Origin of the sequence: Tissierella pigra (assembly GCF_018917845.1) — a bacterium.
Classification (GTDB): domain Bacteria; phylum Bacillota; class Clostridia; order Tissierellales; family Tissierellaceae; genus Tissierella; species Tissierella pigra.
In genome coordinates, this window is the sequence record NZ_JAHLPJ010000001.1 from 2606768 (window position 1) to 2626961 (window position 20194).

At 35.9% G+C, this 20194-nt stretch carries 12 protein-coding genes, 23 tRNA genes and 3 rRNA genes; 3 read left to right on the forward strand and 35 right to left on the reverse strand.

Annotated features, from left to right (window positions below; translation table 11 throughout):
- Positions 1 to 33: 33 nt before the first annotated feature.
- The 7 genes from KQI41_RS12745 to KQI41_RS12775 all read right to left on the reverse strand — a co-directional run bounded on the left by KQI41_RS12745 (position 34) and on the right by KQI41_RS12775 (position 6460).
- A complete protein-coding gene (locus tag KQI41_RS12745; RefSeq protein ID WP_154442543.1) occupies positions 34 to 819 on the reverse strand; it encodes an ABC transporter permease in 786 nt (261 codons plus the stop codon).
- The gene (locus KQI41_RS12750; RefSeq protein ID WP_216585444.1) at positions 813 to 1652 is read right to left on the reverse strand and encodes an ABC transporter permease; all 840 of its coding nucleotides are present in this window, start codon (positions 1650 to 1652) and stop codon (positions 813 to 815) included. The genes KQI41_RS12745 and KQI41_RS12750 overlap by 7 nt, the downstream gene beginning before the upstream one ends.
- Entirely contained in the window at positions 1649 to 2689 is a 1041-nt protein-coding gene (gene potA / locus KQI41_RS12755) for a spermidine/putrescine ABC transporter ATP-binding protein (RefSeq protein ID WP_216585445.1), read from the reverse strand. Before potA ends, KQI41_RS12750 begins: the two co-directional genes overlap by 4 nt.
- A 19-nt stretch (positions 2690 to 2708) precedes the next feature.
- Complete coding sequence (locus KQI41_RS12760; RefSeq protein WP_154442539.1) at positions 2709 to 3248, reverse strand: helix-turn-helix domain-containing protein; 540 nt, start codon at positions 3246 to 3248, stop codon at positions 2709 to 2711.
- Positions 3249 to 3521: 273 nt separating this feature from the next.
- The gene (thiI, locus tag KQI41_RS12765; RefSeq protein WP_216585446.1) at positions 3522 to 4688 is read right to left on the reverse strand and encodes a tRNA uracil 4-sulfurtransferase ThiI; all 1167 of its coding nucleotides are present in this window, start codon (positions 4686 to 4688) and stop codon (positions 3522 to 3524) included.
- 4 nt (positions 4689 to 4692) lie between these two features.
- Entirely contained in the window at positions 4693 to 5847 is a 1155-nt protein-coding gene (locus KQI41_RS12770) for a cysteine desulfurase family protein (protein ID WP_216585447.1), read from the reverse strand.
- Between the two features lie 19 nt (positions 5848 to 5866).
- Entirely contained in the window at positions 5867 to 6460 is a 594-nt protein-coding gene (locus tag KQI41_RS12775) for a lactate utilization protein (RefSeq protein ID WP_216585448.1), read from the reverse strand.
- Positions 6461 to 6809: 349 nt separating this feature from the next.
- Between KQI41_RS12775 and KQI41_RS12780 the strand changes: the two genes are divergently transcribed.
- Positions 6810 to 7805 carry an asparaginase gene (locus tag KQI41_RS12780; protein WP_154442533.1) on the forward strand — a complete coding sequence of 332 codons (996 nt, stop codon included), beginning with the start codon at positions 6810 to 6812 and terminating at the stop codon, positions 7803 to 7805.
- Positions 7806 to 7947: 142 nt separating this feature from the next.
- On the opposite strand, the gene KQI41_RS12785 is transcribed toward KQI41_RS12780, so the two are convergent.
- Positions 7948 to 9012, reverse strand: a complete 1065-nt coding sequence (locus tag KQI41_RS12785; protein WP_154442531.1) for a hypothetical protein — start codon at positions 9010 to 9012, stop codon at positions 7948 to 7950.
- A 161-nt stretch (positions 9013 to 9173) separates the two neighbouring features.
- On the opposite strand from KQI41_RS12785, the gene KQI41_RS12790 reads away from it, so the two are divergent.
- Complete coding sequence (locus KQI41_RS12790; protein ID WP_154442529.1) at positions 9174 to 10175, forward strand: hypothetical protein; 1002 nt, start codon at positions 9174 to 9176, stop codon at positions 10173 to 10175.
- A 35-nt stretch (positions 10176 to 10210) separates the two neighbouring features.
- On the opposite strand, the gene KQI41_RS12795 is transcribed toward KQI41_RS12790, so the two are convergent.
- On the reverse strand, positions 10211 to 11656 hold the full coding sequence (locus tag KQI41_RS12795) for a hypothetical protein (protein ID WP_154442527.1): 1446 nt from the start codon (positions 11654 to 11656) through the stop codon (positions 10211 to 10213).
- Positions 11657 to 11765: 109 nt separating this feature from the next.
- Here KQI41_RS12795 and KQI41_RS12800 point away from each other — a divergent pair, with 109 nt between their 5' ends.
- The gene (locus tag KQI41_RS12800) at positions 11766 to 12746 is read left to right on the forward strand and encodes a ribonuclease H-like domain-containing protein (protein WP_216585449.1); all 981 of its coding nucleotides are present in this window, start codon (positions 11766 to 11768) and stop codon (positions 12744 to 12746) included.
- 45 nt (positions 12747 to 12791) lie between these two features.
- Here KQI41_RS12800 and KQI41_RS12805 read toward each other — a convergent pair.
- The 26 genes from KQI41_RS12805 to KQI41_RS12930 all read right to left on the reverse strand — a co-directional run bounded on the left by KQI41_RS12805 (position 12792) and on the right by KQI41_RS12930 (position 20116).
- Positions 12792 to 12868, reverse strand: a tRNA-Ile gene (locus tag KQI41_RS12805).
- Positions 12869 to 12893: 25 nt separating this feature from the next.
- A tRNA-Ile gene (locus KQI41_RS12810) sits at positions 12894 to 12970 on the reverse strand.
- A 115-nt stretch (positions 12971 to 13085) separates the two neighbouring features.
- Positions 13086 to 13161, reverse strand: a tRNA-Val gene (locus KQI41_RS12815).
- A 23-nt stretch (positions 13162 to 13184) separates the two neighbouring features.
- Positions 13185 to 13259, reverse strand: a tRNA-Trp gene (locus KQI41_RS12820).
- An 11-nt stretch (positions 13260 to 13270) separates the two neighbouring features.
- Positions 13271 to 13347: transfer RNA gene (locus KQI41_RS12825), tRNA-Ile, on the reverse strand.
- Between the two features lie 12 nt (positions 13348 to 13359).
- Positions 13360 to 13435 (reverse strand) — tRNA-Phe (locus tag KQI41_RS12830).
- A gap of 80 nt (positions 13436 to 13515) precedes the next feature.
- Positions 13516 to 13592: transfer RNA gene (locus KQI41_RS12835), tRNA-Ile, on the reverse strand.
- Between the two features lie 10 nt (positions 13593 to 13602).
- Positions 13603 to 13693, reverse strand: a tRNA-Ser gene (locus tag KQI41_RS12840).
- Positions 13694 to 13722: 29 nt separating this feature from the next.
- A tRNA-Ser gene (locus KQI41_RS12845) sits at positions 13723 to 13811 on the reverse strand.
- A gap of 3 nt (positions 13812 to 13814) precedes the next feature.
- A tRNA-Lys gene (locus KQI41_RS12850) sits at positions 13815 to 13890 on the reverse strand.
- 24 nt (positions 13891 to 13914) lie between these two features.
- A tRNA-Gln gene (locus KQI41_RS12855) sits at positions 13915 to 13991 on the reverse strand.
- A gap of 5 nt (positions 13992 to 13996) precedes the next feature.
- Positions 13997 to 14073: transfer RNA gene (locus KQI41_RS12860), tRNA-Arg, on the reverse strand.
- Positions 14074 to 14105: 32 nt separating this feature from the next.
- Positions 14106 to 14179, reverse strand: a tRNA-Gly gene (locus KQI41_RS12865).
- 14 nt (positions 14180 to 14193) lie between these two features.
- A tRNA-Tyr gene (locus KQI41_RS12870) sits at positions 14194 to 14278 on the reverse strand.
- A gap of 6 nt (positions 14279 to 14284) precedes the next feature.
- Positions 14285 to 14360, reverse strand: a tRNA-Thr gene (locus KQI41_RS12875).
- A 35-nt stretch (positions 14361 to 14395) separates the two neighbouring features.
- Positions 14396 to 14472: transfer RNA gene (locus tag KQI41_RS12880), tRNA-Asp, on the reverse strand.
- A gap of 5 nt (positions 14473 to 14477) precedes the next feature.
- Positions 14478 to 14553 (reverse strand) — tRNA-Val (locus KQI41_RS12885).
- 5 nt (positions 14554 to 14558) lie between these two features.
- Positions 14559 to 14633: transfer RNA gene (locus KQI41_RS12890), tRNA-Glu, on the reverse strand.
- A gap of 13 nt (positions 14634 to 14646) precedes the next feature.
- Positions 14647 to 14723 (reverse strand) — tRNA-Met (locus KQI41_RS12895).
- A 41-nt stretch (positions 14724 to 14764) separates the two neighbouring features.
- Positions 14765 to 14841: transfer RNA gene (locus tag KQI41_RS12900), tRNA-Met, on the reverse strand.
- 84 nt (positions 14842 to 14925) lie between these two features.
- Positions 14926 to 15014, reverse strand: a tRNA-Leu gene (locus KQI41_RS12905).
- Positions 15015 to 15031: 17 nt separating this feature from the next.
- Positions 15032 to 15106: transfer RNA gene (locus KQI41_RS12910), tRNA-Asn, on the reverse strand.
- 3 nt (positions 15107 to 15109) lie between these two features.
- Positions 15110 to 15226, reverse strand: a 5S ribosomal RNA gene (rrf, locus tag KQI41_RS12915).
- A gap of 111 nt (positions 15227 to 15337) precedes the next feature.
- Positions 15338 to 18231, reverse strand: a 23S ribosomal RNA gene (locus tag KQI41_RS12920).
- 151 nt (positions 18232 to 18382) lie between these two features.
- Positions 18383 to 18458: transfer RNA gene (locus KQI41_RS12925), tRNA-Ala, on the reverse strand.
- Positions 18459 to 18586: 128 nt separating this feature from the next.
- Positions 18587 to 20116 (reverse strand): 16S ribosomal RNA (locus KQI41_RS12930).
- Together the 16S, 23S and 5S rRNA genes with 23 tRNA genes alongside form the textbook arrangement of a ribosomal RNA operon.
- Positions 20117 to 20194 lie beyond the last annotated feature (78 nt).

Sequence of the window (20194 nt, forward strand, 5' to 3'; positions counted from 1 at the left end):
AAGGCTAATAAAATAAATCTTCTTTTTTTCAAATTAGACACCTCTTTCTATTTCATTTTTTTCTGTTCTTTTATTTATTATTAAAAGCAATATAATCAGACTTACAAACATAAGTGTAGATAGTGCATTAATTACAGGGTTTATTCCACGTCTAGACATGGAAAATATCTCTATACTAAGGTTAGATACATTATTTCCAGTATTGAAAAATGAAATAACAAAATCATCAATGGATAATGTAAATGCCATAAGGCAACCTGTAATTATTCCTGGCATTATCTCTGGTATAATTACTTTTCTTAAAGCATAAAAAGGAGTTGCACCAAGGTCCATAGCTGCCTCTGCTAAATGTTTATTCATCTGCTTTAGCTTAGGTAATACTGATAATATTACATAAGGTGTACAGAATACTATATGGGACAAAAGCATAGTAGCTAGACCAAATTCCATCTTAAAAAATCTAAATAATGCCATAAGAGATACTGCAGTAACTATGTCTGGATTTAGTACTGGTAAATAGTTTAAATTCAAAGTTATTTTCTTACTTAATCCTGGCATATTATATATTCCTATGGCTGCAAAAGTCCCTAAAACTGTAGAAATAAGTGCTGAAAGTACTGCCACAAGCAATGTATAGTACAATGCTTTTAAAATTTCTGCATCTTTAAATAATTCTATATACCATTTAAAAGTAAATCCAGCCCATACACCCCTTGACTTTGAGTTATTAAAGGAAAATACTATAAGTACTATAATAGGGGCATATAGAAATAGAAATATTAAAAACGTATATAATCTTTTAAGTCCTCTACTTACCATAATCCTCCGCCTCCTCCTTCTTTCTCTTTGTCAAACTTAGATGTAAGAGCCATTGTTATTAGGATAAATATCATAAGGATTATTGACATAGATGATCCAAAATGCCAATCTCCAGTCCATCTAAATTGTTGCTCTACTAAATTACCAATTAAATTATACTTATTTCCTCCTAATAATGCAGATATAACAAAGGTACTTACTGCTGGTATAAATACCATGGTAATACCTGTAATAATTCCTGGCATACTAAGAGGAAGTACGACTTTACTAAATACTTCTATCTTATTAGCTCCTAAGTCTTCTGCTGCTTCTATTAAACTCTTTTCTATCTTAATTAAAACAGTATAAATAGGTAAAACCATAAAAGGAAGAAAATTATATACCATTCCTAATAAAACTGCCTTGTCATTATATATCAGTTCTAATGGTTTAAATCCTATTTTAGTAATTACAAAATTTATAAACCCATTTCTCCCTAAAAGAGTAAGCCAAGCATAGGTTCTTAGTAAAAAATTCATCCACATAGGTATAACCAACATCAAAACCATCATATTTCTTTTTCTTGGCTCTGCCTTTGAAATAATATACGCCAATGGATACCCTAAGATTAGGCAGATAATAGTTGAGATAAATGCCAGATTCACAGACCTTCCTAATACCTTTAAGTATGTTGGAGTAAAGAATCTTTTGAAATTATCTAGACTAAATTGAAATGTAGCAAAGTTTTGGCTATCTCCTGTAGTAAAGGCAAAATATAGTATAAGGAAAAGTGGAATTACGATAAATATTGCCATCCAAAGAATATAAGGATAGGCGACTTTTTTCATCTTCATTCTGCTCTCACCTTCTTCATTATATGAATATTTTCAGGCAGAACTGTCATTCCTATTTCAGTCCCTACTTCCTTCATTATGGTAGAATGTATCATCCATTCAAAGTCCTTTGATTCTATAATCATTTCATAATGAACACCTTTAAATGTAACAGATTTAACTATTCCATTTAATTGACCATCTGCTACTGATACTATTTCAATATCTTCTGGTCGAATAACTACCTCTATGTTTTCATCTTTTCTAAAACCTTTGTCTACACATTTGAAATTCTTACCTGAAAATTCTACTAAATAATCTTCATGCATAATTCCATCTATTATATTACTTTCTCCTATAAATTCAGCAACAAAAGCATTTTTAGGTTCATTATATATATCAACTGGCGTTCCTATTTGTTGGATCCTACCTTTATCCATTACAACTATGGTATCTGACATAGTCAATGCTTCTTCTTGGTCGTGGGTTACATAGATAAATGTTATTCCCACTCTTTTTTGCATATTCTTTAACTCAATCTGCATATCTTTCCTAAGTTTTAAATCCAATGCTCCTAGTGGTTCATCCAATAAAAGTACCTTAGGTTCATTTACCAATGCTCTGGCTATGGCTATTCTCTGTTGTTGTCCACCACTTAGGGAATCTATACTCCTTTTTTCAAAACCTTGTAGATTTACAAGTCTTAACATCTCTTTAACTTTAGAGTCTATCTCACTTTTGGGTAACTTTTTTATCTTTAGTCCAAAAGCTATATTGTCATAAACATCTAAATGTGGAAAAAGAGCATATTTTTGAAATACGGTGTTAATTTGTCTTTTATAGGGTGGAATATCTGTTATATCCTTTTCTTCAAATAATACAGTCCCCTTTGTGGGTTCTTCAAATCCGCCTATTATTCTAAGAGTTGTAGTTTTCCCACATCCACTAGGTCCTAAAAGAGTCAAAAATTCATTTTCTTGTATATATAAATTTATATCATTTAAAACAGTAACTCCATTGTATTCTTTTGAAATGTTCTTTAATTCTATAGTATGCATTTTTGTCCCCCCATTATCTTTAAAAATTTGGTGGTGTACTCACCCAAATAACTGAGGCCTTTGTTTTGCCTTCATTTGCTATATAATGATTGGAGTTAGCCTTATAATAAAAGCTCTCCCCTTTTCTTACTCTATATTTTTTACTACCTATATATAAAGAAATACTTCCACTTATTACGTATCCAAATTCTTCACCTTCATGAGGTGAGTCCTCTTTAGACCTTCCCCCAGGTTCTAATTCTATTAATATAGGTTCCATTTTATTTTTCTGTGCATTTGGAATTACCCAATTTAAAGTATATTTTAACTCTTCATTCTCTGTTTCAAAAGCATCATCCTTTGAAAACACTATTTTTTCTTCTATATTCTCATTGAAAAATTCCTGTAGATTTGTTCCTAGACCTTCTAATATATCCACTAAAGTTGTTATTGAAGGAGAGGTTAGATCTCTTTCCAATTGAGATATAAATCCTTTAGTCAGCTCCGACCTATCTGCTAACTCTTCTTGAGTAAGAGAATTTTGGATTCTCAGTCTTCTAATTTTTTCACCGATTTTCATAATACACCTCCTAAAAAAACTAGTTATATATTAAATAATTAGTTTATAACTACTAAACTTTTTTAGCAACTATCATATTATAGTAAAATTTTAGTATAAAAGTCAATACTTTATTTAAAAAAACATTATAACTTTAACCATGTAGATTACTTATTCATATCATATCCATTTCATCATAGGTTTAATATATTAAAAATTAGATACTCTTTAACTGTTAATTTGTTTTTTTGAAAAAAAGAAAAAGGAATTGGTTTAATAAACCAATTCCTCTAACTATTCTATTATAATCAACTCCATATTTTCTATTGCGTTATTTATCAATGATTCCACATCTAAAGCTTCTTCTGACTTTAATATATCTTCTATTTTAGGTTTTGTAACAGGATGTTTAGGTAAAAATACTGTGCAACAATCTTCAAAAGGTAAAATAGAAGTCTCAAAAGTTTCTATATCTCTTGCTATATCTATTATATCCACCTTATCAAGACCTATTAGGGGCCTAAGAACTGGAATATCCACCGCTCTATTTGTTACACTAATACCCTCTACTGTTTGACTGGCTACTTGACCTAAACTTTCACCTGTAATAAGTGCATTTATTCCTTCTTTTTCTGCAATTCGACCTGCTATTTTCATCATAAACCTTCTTGAAAGTATGGTCATTTCATTTTCTTTACACTTGTTATTAATTTCCTTTTGTATATCTAAAAGATTCACGCTATACATTTTTATTCTACCTACATATCTAGATAATATTCTAGCTAAATCCTTTACTTTCTCCTCTGCCCTTTCACTAGTGAAAGGATAGGAATGATAATGAACAGCAGATATTTCTAATCCTCTTTTAGCCATTAAAAAACCTGCCACAGGACTATCTATTCCACCTGATAAAAGTAATAATCCTTTTCCGTTAGTACCTAAAGGAAGTCCACCATAACCCTTGACTTTTTCTGTATAGATATACGCATTTTGTTTTATATCTATATATAAAAAAGTATCTGGATTATGTACATCTACCTCTAATTCTTTGAAATTTTGAAGAATCAAACCTCCTATTTGCCTAGATAACTCTGGGGATTTAATTGGAAAGTTTTTATCTGCTCTATTGGTATCTACCTTAAAAGTATTAATTTTTTCCTTGTCAATTTTTTCCCTAATTGCTGCTATGGAAGCCTCTTTTATTTGTTCCTCATCTTTTTCTATTCTAATACACGGACTTATATATACAAGACCAAATACCTTCTTTAGTCTGTTTATCATTTTAGGAAAGTTGTTTTCTTCCGCTTCTATATATATCTTTCCCTGTTCTTTATATATCTTCTCAAAACCAATATCTTTTATTACTCTTCGCATATTTTTAATCAATTGATCTTCAAAATATTTTCTATTTAATCCCTTTAAAGCAATCTCTCCTAAACTTACTGATAGTACTTTTTCCACTTAATCACCTCATAGTTATTTGCCTAATATCTTCTACTGACTCTTTTAGTACCTTTACTGTATAATCTAAATCTTCTATAGTATTCTCATAAGAAAAGCAAAATCTTATGCTCCCCTCTATTTCTTCATTTCCAAGACCTATGCTTTTCAAAACATGACTCTTTTCAGTCCCCTTTGATGAACAAGCCGATGTAGTAGATACATAGATTTCCTTATTTTCCAAGTAATGAAGTAATATTTCTCCTCTAACATGCTTAAAGGATATATTTATAATATATGGGGAAGAGTTTTTATCTAAAGATGTATTAAATTTTATATAAGGTATTTCTGTCTCTATTTTTCTTGCAAAATATTCTTTTAATTCTATTACGTAGTTAGATTCAATTTTGTGACTTTCATTCATTACCCTTACAGCTTCTCCAAACCCAATTATCCCTGTCAAATTTTCAGTACCTGATCTTAAACCTCTTTCTTGATTTCCACCAAAAACTAAAGGAAGTAAACTATGCTTTTTATCTATAAATAGTCCTCCTATACCTTTTGGTCCATGTATTTTATGTCCGCTAAAAGAATAGCAATCTATCTCCCATTTTTTTAAATCCAATTCTACTTTACCAAAACCTTGAATTCCATCTACATGAAATAATGTATTAGGATTTATCTTTTTGATAATATCTTTTATTTTGGATACAGGCTGAACGGAGCCAATCTCGTTATTCACGTGCATAATTGATACTAAAATAGTATCATTTCTAATATTATCTTTTAGTTCTTCTAATGAGATATATCCTTGTATATCTACATTTAAATAAGTAACATTAAAACCTTGCTGTTCATAATTTTTCATTATATTTAATACAGAAGGATGTTCTATTTTTGTAGTTATTATATGGTTTCCTCTTTTTTTCAACTTATTTGTTATACTTTGAATAGAGATATTATTACTTTCTGTACCACCAGAAGTAAAATATATTTCATTCTTATCTACATTTAAAAAATTAGCAATATGTTCTCTTGCTGATTTTATTTTTTGTTCGGATTTCATACCAAGTCTATGAAGTGATGACGGATTTCCAAAATCTTCAATCATGCTTCTCTGCATGATTTCTACTACTTCTTTTCTTAGTCTTGTTGTAGCACAATTGTCTAAATAAATCAAATATAATACACCTCTTCTATTAGTATCCTAATTCCTCATTTACTAAGTAAATATGGATTGTTGTAGTATTTGGTTTTTTGTGGATTATTGTTTCCACTTTGCAAATTCTATCTGGTGATTCACAGTCACTACATTTCCCTGTATGAGTACATGGAGTATTTAGATTTAATCTCTTTGCATTTAATGGAGCTGCTATATTTCTAATTCTTTCTATGGCAGCATCATAATCAGTACATATTTTATTCTTCCCTATAACAATATAAACATCCTTATGTCCAAAAAACATAGATGCAACCCTATTTCCATTTCCATCCATGTTTACAAGCTTACCATCTAATGTTATAGCATTGGTACTTGTAATATAAATATCTGATGTCATAGCTTTTTCAATAGGATTTTGGGTATCTTTCCTCCAATGCCAGTATACTTCATTTCCTCTTTCTTTTAACTCCTCATAAATACCCATATCTTGTATGGTCATAGAACCGCCAATTCCTACGGAATCTTCTTTTTTTATATCTAGTAGCAATTCTTCTTTTGCTTTTGTTGTGTTTTCAAATGTTTTGACTATAAAGCCATTATTCTTTAATACCTTTTCCAATTCTAAAAACATATCATTAACCTCCTACCTATCTATTATATTTATTATACAAGATTTAGATATTATATTAAAGGGAAATAAATTTCAACTATTTCATTATATTATGTAGCCTTTATGTCGAATAAAAAGTTTTTTTTAAAAACTCTTGCATAATTTGTCGAGCTTTGCTATAATTAGATTGTGGTTATCCCCCTGGTAACCTCAAATAAGATCTCTATTCCCAATACCCCTTTTGAACGGTTTATTTACATCCAAAATGGGTGAAGACTCCTGATGGAGTCTTTTTTTTATGTTTTTTTAATATTATAATTATGTTATATTATATTTATGATTATTAATATAATTAATTGGAGGTATAAATATGTCTAACAAAAATAAAGTTGCTATAATCTTTACTGGTGGTACTATTTCTATGAAAATAGATCCTCGTATTCATGCAGCTATTCCAGCATTAACATCAGAAGAAATTATTGGTATGGTTACAAATATAGAGAGTTTTTCTGATATTGAAGTAATAAATTATGCAAATATCCCTAGCCCTCATATTACTCCTTCTATGATGATGGAAATAGCAAAGTTAGTAAAAGAAGTAATAAAAAGAGATGATATTACTGGAGTTATTGTGACTCATGGAACAGATACTTTAGAAGAAACTGCATATCTTCTAGATTTAATAATAAAAACTTCTAAACCTATAGTTGTAGTGGGTGCCATGAGAAATGGTTCTGAACTTGGATATGATGGTTCTAGTAACCTTTCAGCGGCTTTATGTACTGCTATTTCGAATAAATCTAAAAATAAAGGTGTCTTAGTTGTTATGAATAATGAAGTCAATGCTGCTAGTGAAGTAACAAAAACTAATACTTTATCTTTAGATACATTTAAATCTCCAGAGTTTGGTCCTTTAGGAATTGTAGATAATGATGAGGTTATATTCTATAGAGATATGGTTTCTCATCAATTTATTGATACAAATGTTATAAAGGAAAAGGTGGGTCTTATTAAATCTGTACCAGGTATGGAATCAGATATATTGGATTTTTACATCGATGCTGGCTATAGTGGTTTAGTCGTAGAAGCTTTAGGTAGAGGAAACTTACCCCCTGCTATGATTCCCGGTATAAAAAGAGCTATTAGTAAGAATATTCCTGTTGTTATGGTTTCAAGATGTCCTACAGGCAGAGTCTTAGACTCCTATGGCTACGAAGGTGGAGGTAAACATTTACGTGAACTTGGTGTTATTTTTGGAGGTAATTTACCTGGACAAAAAGTTAGAATTAAACTTATGTTAGCTTTAGGCTTAACTGATACTATGTCTGAAATCAAAGAAATTATTGAACAAAACCTATTTCTATAACAACAATAAAGAAAAAGGCTTTAAAGCCTTTTTCTTGTTCTTTCATACCTCCCTTTTGTTCTATTAACCAAGAAATCTTCAATTTTAATTATACTTTCTTCTAATTCTCTATTTTTCTTCTCTAATCTGTCTATAGTGTTTTTTAAATCCTCGGGAATATATTGTGCCCCTTTTTTTTTATTGGGACTTCTACTGCATTCTCCAACGGACCAAATCCAATAAATCTTACTTCTGGATATATACTGCCAAAAGAGTATTTAAGTATTATATTATCACTAGGATTTGCATTTATATACTTATACCTTACAAAATCTATTTCTCCAGATTCACTCCACTCATATATACTATCCCAACTATCTCCTTGATTATCACTATATCTACTTACAACCTTATTTAATTCTACCCATGTAATCCATAATTTATCTTCGTAGAATATAATATTAGGATAAGCTGGACTTCCTTCGTTAGAAATATATTCTGATTTATGTTTTATATATTGTTTATTGTATTTATCATATAATATCTTATTATATCGTATAACTAAATTTCCATCTATAAACTCACAATAAGTTAAATGAATTATATCCTTATGCTTTATCATATCTAAAAATACCTTATGATTTTCTGTATTTACTATATTAAATTTATCTTCCCATTCTAAGTTTTTATTTCTAAACCTTCTTAAATTTATTTCTCGGTCATTACTATAGTAAGATATTAAAATATCTCCTTCTAGTTTTATTATTCTAATTGGATTTAAAACCTTTTCTCTAGTTATTTCATCTACTCCATATGTACTCCATTTAGTACCATCATAGTAATGATGATTTATTCTATATTGATTTTCCTTAGTTTGTACTTCAATCATGTAAAGTATATGGATTTCCTTTCCTTCTACTATAATATTTAAGTCAAATACCTCGCTTATTGGTTCAGCAGTAAGTTTTACTTCCTCTTTCTTTTTACTTCTTAGTATGTTCAAAATAAGATGACCTTCTGTATTTTGATATAATATATAAATATTATTTAATTCATCAATTTCCATATCATATTCCTCTAATATATCTTTAGTTACAACTTCTCTACTGTCAAAGCTTACTTCACTTACTACCTTTTCTAATAATATATTAGTCTTTGACTTCCTAACTAAAACCATATTATTTGAAGCTAATTCTGCAATAGTCCATTTATCAGTAAAAAAAGTCATTACTCCACCACCTTTTTATTTAATTCTAATAGTTTCCACTTACTAATAAGTATTATATTTATATATTTTATATTACAGTTTTTATTTGTAACACAATATTATCCCATGGAATATATTATGATTGAGTAGTAAAATTATATTATTTAAAAGGAGGAAATAGAATGAATCCTAACATATTACCAGAAGATCTTACTCAAAATATTAGTGATAGATGTTGTATTGGAAATACAGGCTGTGAATGGGATGGTACTTTAAGAAGAGTAGTTACTGAGCCTGTTTATGTACAAAAAGTTTATGATGCAACACTTGTAAATTTACAAGCTTTAAGTACAGTCAACAACATCAGATTTACTCCACATTTACCCGTAGGATCAAGAATTGTAAGAGTTGTTGATATTAGATGTAGAAGATTCTTCAACCCTGCAAATATTAATGATCCTCGTAATTTAGTTATAGATCCAGAGACTATACTTTCAGGTGGAGAATTTATTAGAGATGAAAAAGGATGCTTTGTAGAAGTAGTTGGTCCAGATGGAATGAGAAACCAAAAGATAATATTTGCTGATACTACAGAATGTGATGATAGAGGCAGAGGTACTCCTGTATTCGGTACTCAAAGAATTGCATTAAGAGGAAATGTATTTATTGAAATAGATGTACTAGTTCAAGACTCTAGAGGAAGAAGAAATACTATAACTTTAACATCTAACGTTCCTATTGCACCAGTTAATGCGCCTATAATTTTAACTAACTTCTTTGAGCTATGTATACCTTCAGTATTTAATTCAGCTTTCTTCCCAAGATTTGCTGAATTCTGTAATATACTATGTGAAACAAGATTAGGTACAAATAGTATTTCTAGAGATATTCGTGTAAATCCAGAAACTGGTGAAGTAAGAATTGACTTAATCATTGCAATCTGCATTACTTGTGAAAAGAAAATAATTCTTCCTGTTCAATTATGTGTTCTTTCAACAGGATTCGCTGAATTATCCCCAGAAACATCGCCAATATGTTCAACATTCCCAACACTATTCCCTAAACAAATTGATAGTAATAGTATAGGGGATGAAGTAGACCCACCTCGTCCTCCTCATCGTCCTGGATGTAGAGATAGACTTCATAGTCTAGAAGCAGAAGAATTCAATGATGATATAGAATAAGATATAAAGGTGTCAATTGACACCTTTATATCTTATTATTTTCCCTCTGGTAAGTTATCAATAAAATATAATATATAATCTATTGTAAAATTAATCTCTTCTTTTGGAACTACACGTATATCTAAAGAATACCTAATATAATCATTGAATTCTTCTATTCCTCTAAAAGGAAGTTCTATCTGAGACAATAGTTTTCTCATTCTTATTTTTCTTTCTATGTTTGTCATTTTTCCCAAAGATCTATTTATATATTGAATTAAAGAATCAACTATTTGTTCTAAGTAATCAGCTCCTACTGTTTCCCCATCCTCTGGAAATAGTACTTTATGGTCTGTCAATTTAAAATCATTATAATAAGTTAATACCTTTTTTGTATATAATAAATCTTCATTTAATTTCTCATAGTCAAAAGTTTCCCTACTTATTGCCTCTGAATTTAAAATATTAAACTCTTCTAAATCTCCTAGCATATCCTTTTCTATTTGTTTGATTTTTTTCTCAATATTTTTTTGACTATCTTCTATATACTTTCTGTTTCCATCTATAATACTCTTCTTCCACTGTCTATATACCTCTTCTATTTCTTCTATTTTATTATCATTAATTAAATTTATAACTATAACTAAATTACTAATAAGTCCTAGTTGCAAGATGAAGTTAAACATTTCATCTATCTTTCTATTTAAAGAAACTATTTTTTCAGCAACTTCATCTATTTCTTCTAAACTTTTATTGGATAAATCTATATGCCTTAGTTTTTGAATTTCTCTAAAGCAATAATCAAATTTAGTTCCATAGCCATTTCTCAAAGAACTATCAAATTGTTTTTTATACTCATTTATTTGATTCTCTGCTTCTGGTTTTGTATATAATTTTAGATTCCTCATTATGGTATTTTGAACTATATTAAAATACTTATCTTTGGTTAATCTCATTGGTAAAACTGAAATAACATTGGATATAATATTAATATACTTAAAATAATTTTGCTTTTGATTATCTAGTAAATTATTAACTTCTTTTATTAATTCTTCTACACTCATATTATTATATGGAATTTTTTCGTAATCTTTTTTAGTTATAATTTTAGTTCCATAATAATCCACGAGTTCTCTGACATAAGATAATTCTATACTATATCCGTCTATAATGGATGCCAATTCATATAATTCCTGTCTAATATTTATAGCTTCTATTAATCTATTTTGTTTCTTTTCTTCATCATCATTACAGATGGAATCTTCAATTAGATTAATGGCTTTATTTAAATAATTTTCTAATGAGCTTATTTCAATATTAGATTCTGTTTCATTTTTATCTAAATTGTCTTTTAAAGTGTTTTTTAACATTGTGACTCCATTAAATACATTCAAATAACTAGACTTTTTAATTAAATTTAATTGTTTTGTATTTAAATATATAATCTTCTCTTTTAATTCATAATCTTTCATAAAAGATATGTTTTTTTCAAGCTCGGTCATATTACTTTCTCCTTTCAGTCCTTTACCAATTATATATAAACTTTGATTTTATACCTATTAAAATGTATAATATTATTATAACATATGAAGGACTTAGGGTGAATTTTTTATGGAAACTATAACTAATATAATTGAACATACTTTAAACATGGAGAAATATTTTAAGAATCAAAAAGTATGCTTTATGGACATTGAAACTACAGGACTAAATAGAAATAATAGTGCTATATATTTAATTGGTCTTTTGTACTTTAATGAAAGTACTGAAAATTGGGTGTTAAATCAATACTTTGCTAACAATATTAATAAAGAATTAGATGTGTTAAATAAATTTATACAGGATTTGTCTATTTTTGATAAGATTATTACATTTAATGGTGATTCCTTTGATATTCCTTTTATAGAACATAGACTAAGAAAATATGATGTTGATTATGTATTTGACAAAGGAAAATCTTTTGATATTTATCAAATTATTAGAAAAAATAGACTCTATTTGAACCTACCTAATCTAAAATTAAAAACCATTGAACAAAGTTTAGGTTTTATCAGAGAAGATAAATATACTGGAGGAGACTGCATTAAGTTCTACTATGATTATATAAAATCTAAAAACCTTTTATTGAAAGAGGATATATTAAGACATAATTATGATGATTTAGTTCATATGCTAGATATAATAGTAATATTGGATATATTGGATGAAAAAAAGAGTATATATATCAATTCAATAGATAAAAGTACAAAACTTGTAATTGAAAGCATAGAAAAATGTGGAGATATTCTAAATATAAGTGGAATATTAAATAATGAATTAAAAAATAATATAAAATATTATGGAGAGGGCTATAGTGTTGTAACTAAAGACTTTAATAATATTTGTCTATCTATAGAATTCAAGGAAGGATTCATATCTAAAGAGCAAAAGTGTATTTATATAGACACTAATCAGATATATGATTTACAGCATATTAGAGATTTAACAGAATATCGTCTACCACCTAATATAATTATACTTACTATAGAAAAAACTTATCATATGGATAATATTAAAAATTTAGTTAAAGAGATGCTTAAAAATGTACTATAAATATAGTAACAAAATAAAAAAACAGACCTTATGGTCTGTTTTTTATGGTGGGCCTTCAGGGACTCGAACCCCGGACCTACCGGTTATGAGCCGGGCGCTCTAACCGACTGAGCTAAAGGCCCATAGTATATAAATTATTATAAACTATGGTGGACCTAGGTGGACTCGAACCACCGACCTCACGCTTATCAGGCGTGCGCTCTAACCACCTGAGCTACAGGTCCAAAAGTTTCGCAGTTTCGCAACTAAAATCTATTTACTCGTTATACTTATATAGATTTGATGCTCATTGCGTTTGACCTACATTAGCTTACTATCGTTTGCCGGTTAGGTCATATATGGTGGGCACAACAGGGCTCGAACCTGTGACCCCCTGCTTGTAAGGCAGGTGCTCTCCCAACTGAGCTATGCGCCCATATTATATTTTTTTAATTTAATTGGCAGGGGTGGCAGGATTTGAACCCACGACATTCGGTTTTGGAGACCGACGTTCTGCCACTGAACTACACCCCTACAAGTAATAATGGTGGGCCTTCAGGGACTCGAACCCCGGACCTACCGGTTATGAGCCGGGCGCTCTAACCGACTGAGCTAAAGGCCCCAAAAACAAACATGGTGCCCGGAGCCGGAATCGAACCAGCGACACGTAGATTTTCAGTCTACTGCTCTACCGACTGAGCTATCCGGGCACGTTTAAATTTATTGAATCGTTTTTACTTATCCATAATTCTTGCCTAACCTATGAAAACTGATTAAATTAGGTTATAAATGGTGGGCCTTCAGGGACTCGAACCCCGGACCTACCGGTTATGAGCCGGGCGCTCTAACCGACTGAGCTAAAGGCCCCTACCATACTTGGCGGAGAAGGAGGGATTTGAACCCTCGCGCCCCGTGAAGGACCTACTCCCTTAGCAGGGGAGCCTCTTCAGCCACTTGAGTACTTCTCCATAGTATTATGGAACTAAATTTATTTATTTGGCGGAGAGGGTGGGATTCGAACCCACGTGGGCTTGCACCCTAACGGTTTTCAAGACCGCCCCGTTATGACCGCTTCGGTACCTCTCCATATGGTGATCCATCCGCGACTCGAACGCGGGACACCCTGATTAAAAGTCAGGTGCTCTACCGACTGAGCTAATGGATCATATATAATTGTTATTTATTTCAATGGCTGGGGTGACAGGACTCGAACCTGTGGAATGCTAGAGTCAAAGTCTAGTGCCTTACCGACTTGGCTACACCCCATCATTTGGCGCGCCTAGGAGGATTCGAACCCCCGGCACACGGATTAGAAGTCCGTTGCTCTATCCTACTGAGCTATAGGCGCAAATTTATTTTTTTAGATTTATAACAAATCTATGGAGCGGGTGAAGGGAATCGAACCCTCGCAACCAGCTTGGAAGGCTGGGGCTCTACCACTGAGCTACACCCGCGTATTAAATTATAATGGTGGAGGAGACTGGATTCGAACCAGTGAAAGCTTAGCTAACGGATTTACAGTCCGTCCCCTTTAGCCACTTGGGTACTCCTCCTCATTGTGGAGCTGGCGAGAGGAATTGAACCCCCAACCTACTGATTACAAGTCAGTTGCTCTGCCGATTGAGCTACGCCAGCATTTGTTAAATTTGCTTCTTGTATTAAAGTTGTAATGGCGACCTGGAAGGGACTCGAACCCTCGACCTCCAGCGTGACAGGCTGGCATTCTAACCAACTGAACTACCAGGCCATTTATGGTGGGCACAACAGGGCTCGAACCTGTGACCCCCTGCTTGTAAGGCAGGTGCTCTCCCAACTGAGCTATGCGCCCATAAATGGTGACCCCACCGGGATTCGAACCCGGGTTACCGCCGTGAAAGGGCGATGTCTTAACCGCTTGACCATGGGGCCTTATTTATTTTTTTGGTAGCGGCGAACGGATTTGAACCGCTGACACTGCGGGTATGAACCGCATGCTCTAGCCAACTGAGCTACGCCGCCAAATTTTTTTAGTGTTTGTACATTGACTTCTTTAAAAATTATGGTTGCGGGAGCCGGATTTGAACCGACGACCTCCGGGTTATGAGCCCGACGAGCTGCCAGACTGCTCCATCCCGCGGCATTATATTAATATACTACTTCCCTATACACATTATATATGTATCGTTTTACACCCTTAACTCTTTTATAATTCAGAATTAATTGGTGCCGGAGACCGGAATCGAACCGGTACGATCGGTGAGGATCGCAGGATTTTAAGTCCTGTGCGTCTGCCTGTTCCGCCACTCCGGCGTTTTTTATGTTTCTAATGGCTCTTGGGGTGGGACTCGAACCCACAACCTACCGGTTAACAGCCGGTTGCTCCGCCATTGAGCTACCCAAGATCAGCCTGGCAACTTCCTACTCTCCCAGGTCGTTTCCAACCAAGTACCATCGGCGTTAAGATGCTTAACTTCTGTGTTCGGTATGGGTACAGGTGTGTCCATCTTGCTATCGTCACCAGACGAAAACTATTAAATGCAATATACACAGTTTCGTAACTCAAATCTATTAGATTTGGTACTCATTGCGTTTGACCTACATCAACTCAACAAAGTTTCATTGTGTTAGGTCATAAGGTCAAGTCCTCGACTTATTAGTATCTCTTAGCTTAAAGTATTACTACTCTTACACCTGAGACCTATCTACCAAGTGGTCTTCTTGGAGTCTTATCTTTAAAAGTGGGAAATCTTATCTTGAGGGGGGCTTCGTGCTTAGATGCCTTCAGCACTTATCCCTTCCAGACTTAGCTACTCAGCCGTGCCATTGGCATGACAACTGATACACCAGCGGTCTGTCCATCCCGGTCCTCTCGTACTAAGGACAGCTCCTCTCAAATTTCCTACGCCCACGACGGATAGGGACCGAACTGTCTCACGACGTTCTGAACCCAGCTCGCGTGCCTCTTTAATGGGCGAACAGCCCAACCCTTGGGACCTACTCCAGCCCCAGGATGAGACGAGCCGACATCGAGGTGCCAAACCTCCCCGTCGATGTGGACTCTTGGGGGAGATAAGCCTGTTATCCCCGGGGTAGCTTTTATCCGTTGAGCGATGGCCCTTCCACTCGGAACCACCGGATCACTAAGTCCAACTTTCGTTTCTGCTCCACTTGTTGGTGTCACAGTTAAGCTCCCTTTTGCCTTTACACTCTTCGCACGATTTCCGACCGTGCTGAGGGAACCTTTGAGCGCCTCCGTTACTCTTTAGGAGGCGACCGCCCCAGTCAAACTGCCCAACTGACAGTGTCCCTATACCAGATCATGGTACCAGGTTAGAATTTCAGCATTACAAGAGTGGTATCCCAAGGTTGACTCCACCAAAGCTGGCGCCCTGGCTTCAAAGCCTCCCACCTATCCTGTACATGCAATGCCAAAATCCAATGTCAGCCTGCAGTAAAGCTCCACGGGGTCTTTCCGTCCTGTCGCGGGTAATACGCATCTTCACGTATACTACAATTTCACCGGATCCATTGTTGAGACAGTGCCCAAATCGTTACACCTTTCGTGCGGGTCGGAACTTACCCGACAAGGAATTTCGCTACCTTAGGACCGTTATAGTTACGGCCGCCGTTTACTGGGGCTTAAGTTCTAAGCTTCGGTTTCCCTAACTCTTCCCCTTAACCTTCCAGCACCGGGCAGGTGTCAGCACCTATACTTCGTCTTTCGACTTAGCAGATACTTGTGTTTTTGGTAAACAGTCGCTTGGGCCTATTCACTGCGGCCAGGTTTCCCTGGCACCCCTTCTCCCTAAGTTACGGGGCTATTTTGCCGAGTTCCTTAACAATGGTTCTTCCGCTCGTCTTAGGATTCTCTCCTCGCCTACCTGTGTCGGTTTGCGGTACGGGTAGTTACTTACTCGATAGAAGCTTTTCTTGGCAGTGTGGAGTCAGCTACTTCTCTACTTGTTTTTCGATCCCCATCACTTCTCAGGATTGTTGAAACGGATTTGCCTATCTCAACTCCCTAAAAGCTTGGACGTGCTCAACCAACGGCACGCTTAGCTTATCCTCCTGCGTCACTCCATCTCTCAAACGCTTGTAACTAGTACAGGAATTTCAACCTGTTGTCCATCGCCTACGCTTTTCAGCCTCAGCTTAGGTCCCGACTTACCCTGAGTGGACGAACCTTCCTCAGGAAACCTTAGGCTTTCGACGGGTGAGATTCTCACTCACCTCTCGCTACTTATGCCAGCATTCTCTCTTGTGTGCAGTCCAGCACTCCTTTCGGTATACCTTCTACCCACACACAATGCTCCTCTACCGATTCTTTCGAATCCCACAGCTTCGGTACCAGATTTAAGCCCCGGAAATCTTCGGCGCAAGGTCTCTCGACCAGTGAGCTATTACGCACTCTTTAAATGTATGGCTGCTTCTAAGCCAACATCCTGGTTGTCTGTGAAACCTCACATCCTTTACCACTTAATCTGGATTTAGGGACCTTAGCTGGTGATCTGGGCTCTTTCCCTTTCGACTATGAAGCTTATCCCACATAGTCTGACTCCCAAGGGTATGATTATGGCATTCGGAGTTTGATAGGTTTTGGTAACGCTATGCGCCCCTAGACCATTCAGTGCTCTACCTCCATTTCACTCTTCCTTGAGGCTAGCCCTAAAGCTATTTCGAGGAGAACCAGCTATCTCCGAGTTCGATTGGCTTTTCACCCCTATCCACAGGTCATCCCATAGCTTTTAAACGCTAACGGGTTCGAGCCTCCATTGAATTTTACTTCAACTTCACTCTGCCCATGGATAGGTCACCCGGTTTCGGGTCTATGGCAGGGAACTATTTCGCCCTATTAAGACTTGGTTTCCCTACGGCTCCTGACCTTAAGTCATTAACCTTGCTCACTACCATAACTCGCTGGCCCGTTCTACAAAAAGTACGTGGTTACACTAATAATGTGCTTCCACTGCTTGTAGGCGTAGGGTTTCAGATTCTATTTCACTCCCCTTCCGGGGTTCTTTTCACCTTTCCCTCACGGTACTATTCTCTATCGGTCACCAAGGAGTATTTAGCCTTGGGAGGTGGTCCTCCCTACTTCCCACTGGATTTCTCGTGTCCCGTGGTACTCTGGATACCAGCTGGTAAATTCATCTTTCATATACCGGACTATCACCGTCTTTGGTGGGATTTTCCAATCCTCTTCTATTAGATTCCTTATTCCGTTATGCTGGTCCTTAACCCCAGATAAATCTGGTTTGGGCTGTTTCCCGTTCGCTCGCCGCTACTTAGGAAATCGATTTTTCTTTCTTCTCCTCAGGGTACTTAGATGTTTCAGTTCCCCTGGTCTTCCTTCATACACCTATGTATTCAGTGCATGATACTTGAGGGTTGCTCAAGTAGGTTTCCCCATTCGGAAATCTCCGGATCACAGTCTATTTGCGACTCCCCGAAGCATATCGGTGCTTATCCCGTCCTTCATCGGCTCTTGGTGCCAAGGCATTCGCCCTACGCCCTTAATAACTTGACCTTAATTACTTATTTTATATTGCATTCTTTAGTTTTCAATGTTCATCGCAGTTTCGCAACTCAAATCTATTCACTCGCTACGCTCGTGTAGATTTGGTTCTCGTTGCGTTTGACCTACATCAATTCGCTACGCTCATTGTGTTAGGTCATAATGGTGGAGATGAGGAGAGTCGAACTCCTGACCCCCTGCTTGCAAGGCAGGTGCTCTCCCAACTGAGCTACACCCCCACGTTAATTCACAATTTCACAGTCTACAATTAACAATTGAAATCCAAAGGATTTCAATGTGATTGATTCTGTAATTTTAGCGAACCAAATTTATAAACAAACAGTGTGAGTTCTTTTGAACTCCTTAGAAAGGAGGTGATCCAGCCGCACCTTCCGATACGGCTACCTTGTTACGACTTCACCCTAGTTATTGACCCTACCTTCGACAGCTGCCTCCAAAGGTTAGCTCACTGGCTTCGGGTATTGCCAACTCCCATGGTGTGACGGGCGGTGTGTACAAGACCCGGGAACGCATTCACCGCGACATTCTGATTCACGATTACTAGCAACTCCGACTTCATGTAGGCGAGTTGCAGCCTACAATCCGAACTGGGATCGGCTTTAAGAGATTTGCTCCTTATCACTAAGTCGCTGCTCGCTGTACCGACCATTGTAGCACGTGTGTAGCCCAGGACATAAAGGGCATGATGATTTGACGTCATCCCCACCTTCCTCCGATTTGTCATCGGCAGTCCCTCTAGAGTGCTCAACTTAATGGTAGCAACTAAAGGCAAGGGTTGCGCTCGTTGCGGGACTTAACCCAACATCTCACGACACGAGCTGACGACAACCATGCACCACCTGTGTCCCCTGTACCCGAAGGTAAAGTCCTATCTCTAGGACGGTCAGGGGCATGTCAAGCCCTGGTAAGGTTCTTCGCGTTGCTTCGAATTAAACCACATGCTCCGCTGCTTGTGCGGGTCCCCGTCAATTCCTTTGAGTTTCATACTTGCGTACGTACTCCCCAGGCGGAGTGCTTAATGCGTTAGCTGCGGCACCGAGGTTTGACCCCCAACACCTAGCACTCATCGTTTACGGCGTGGACTACCAGGGTATCTAATCCTGTTCGCTCCCCACGCTTTCGTGCCTCAGCGTCAGTATAAGTCCAGAAAGTCGCCTTCGCCACTGGTATTCCTCCTAATATCTACGCATTTCACCGCTACACTAGGAATTCCACTTTCCTCTCCTTAACTCAAGCCTTTCAGTTTCAAATGCTTACCACGGTTGAGCCGTGATCTTTCACATCTGACTTAAATGGCCGCCTACGCACCCTTTACGCCCAATAAATCCGGACAACGCTTGCCCCCTACGTATTACCGCGGCTGCTGGCACGTAGTTAGCCGGGGCTTCCTCCTTGGGTACCGTCATTATCGTCCCCAAGGACAGAACTTTACGACCCGAAAGCCTTCATCGTTCACGCGGCGTCGCTGCATCAGAGTTTCCTCCATTGTGCAATATTCCCCACTGCTGCCTCCCGTAGGAGTCTGGACCGTGTCTCAGTTCCAGTGTGGCCGTTCACCCTCTCAGGCCGGCTACCCATCGCGGTCTTGGTGAGCCATTACCTCACCAACTAACTAATGGGACGCGAGACCATCTTTCACCGCTTTACGCTTTGACTTAAAAGTCATGCGACTCTTAAGTGTCATAAGGTATTAATCCCAGTTTCCCGAGGCTATCCCTTTGTGAAAGGCAGGTTTCTCACGCGTTACTCACCCGTCCGCCGCTAAGATAATCAAAGCTTCATTCCGAAGAAATCCGCTTTGAAAACTTCGCTCGACTTGCATGTGTTAGGCACGCCGCCAGCGTTCGTCCTGAGCCAGGATCAAACTCTCATTTAAAAGTCTGATTAGCTCAAATTTGCTGACTGTTGTTTCATGTGTTACTTTTTATAATTCAAAGTTTCTCACACTGTTTAG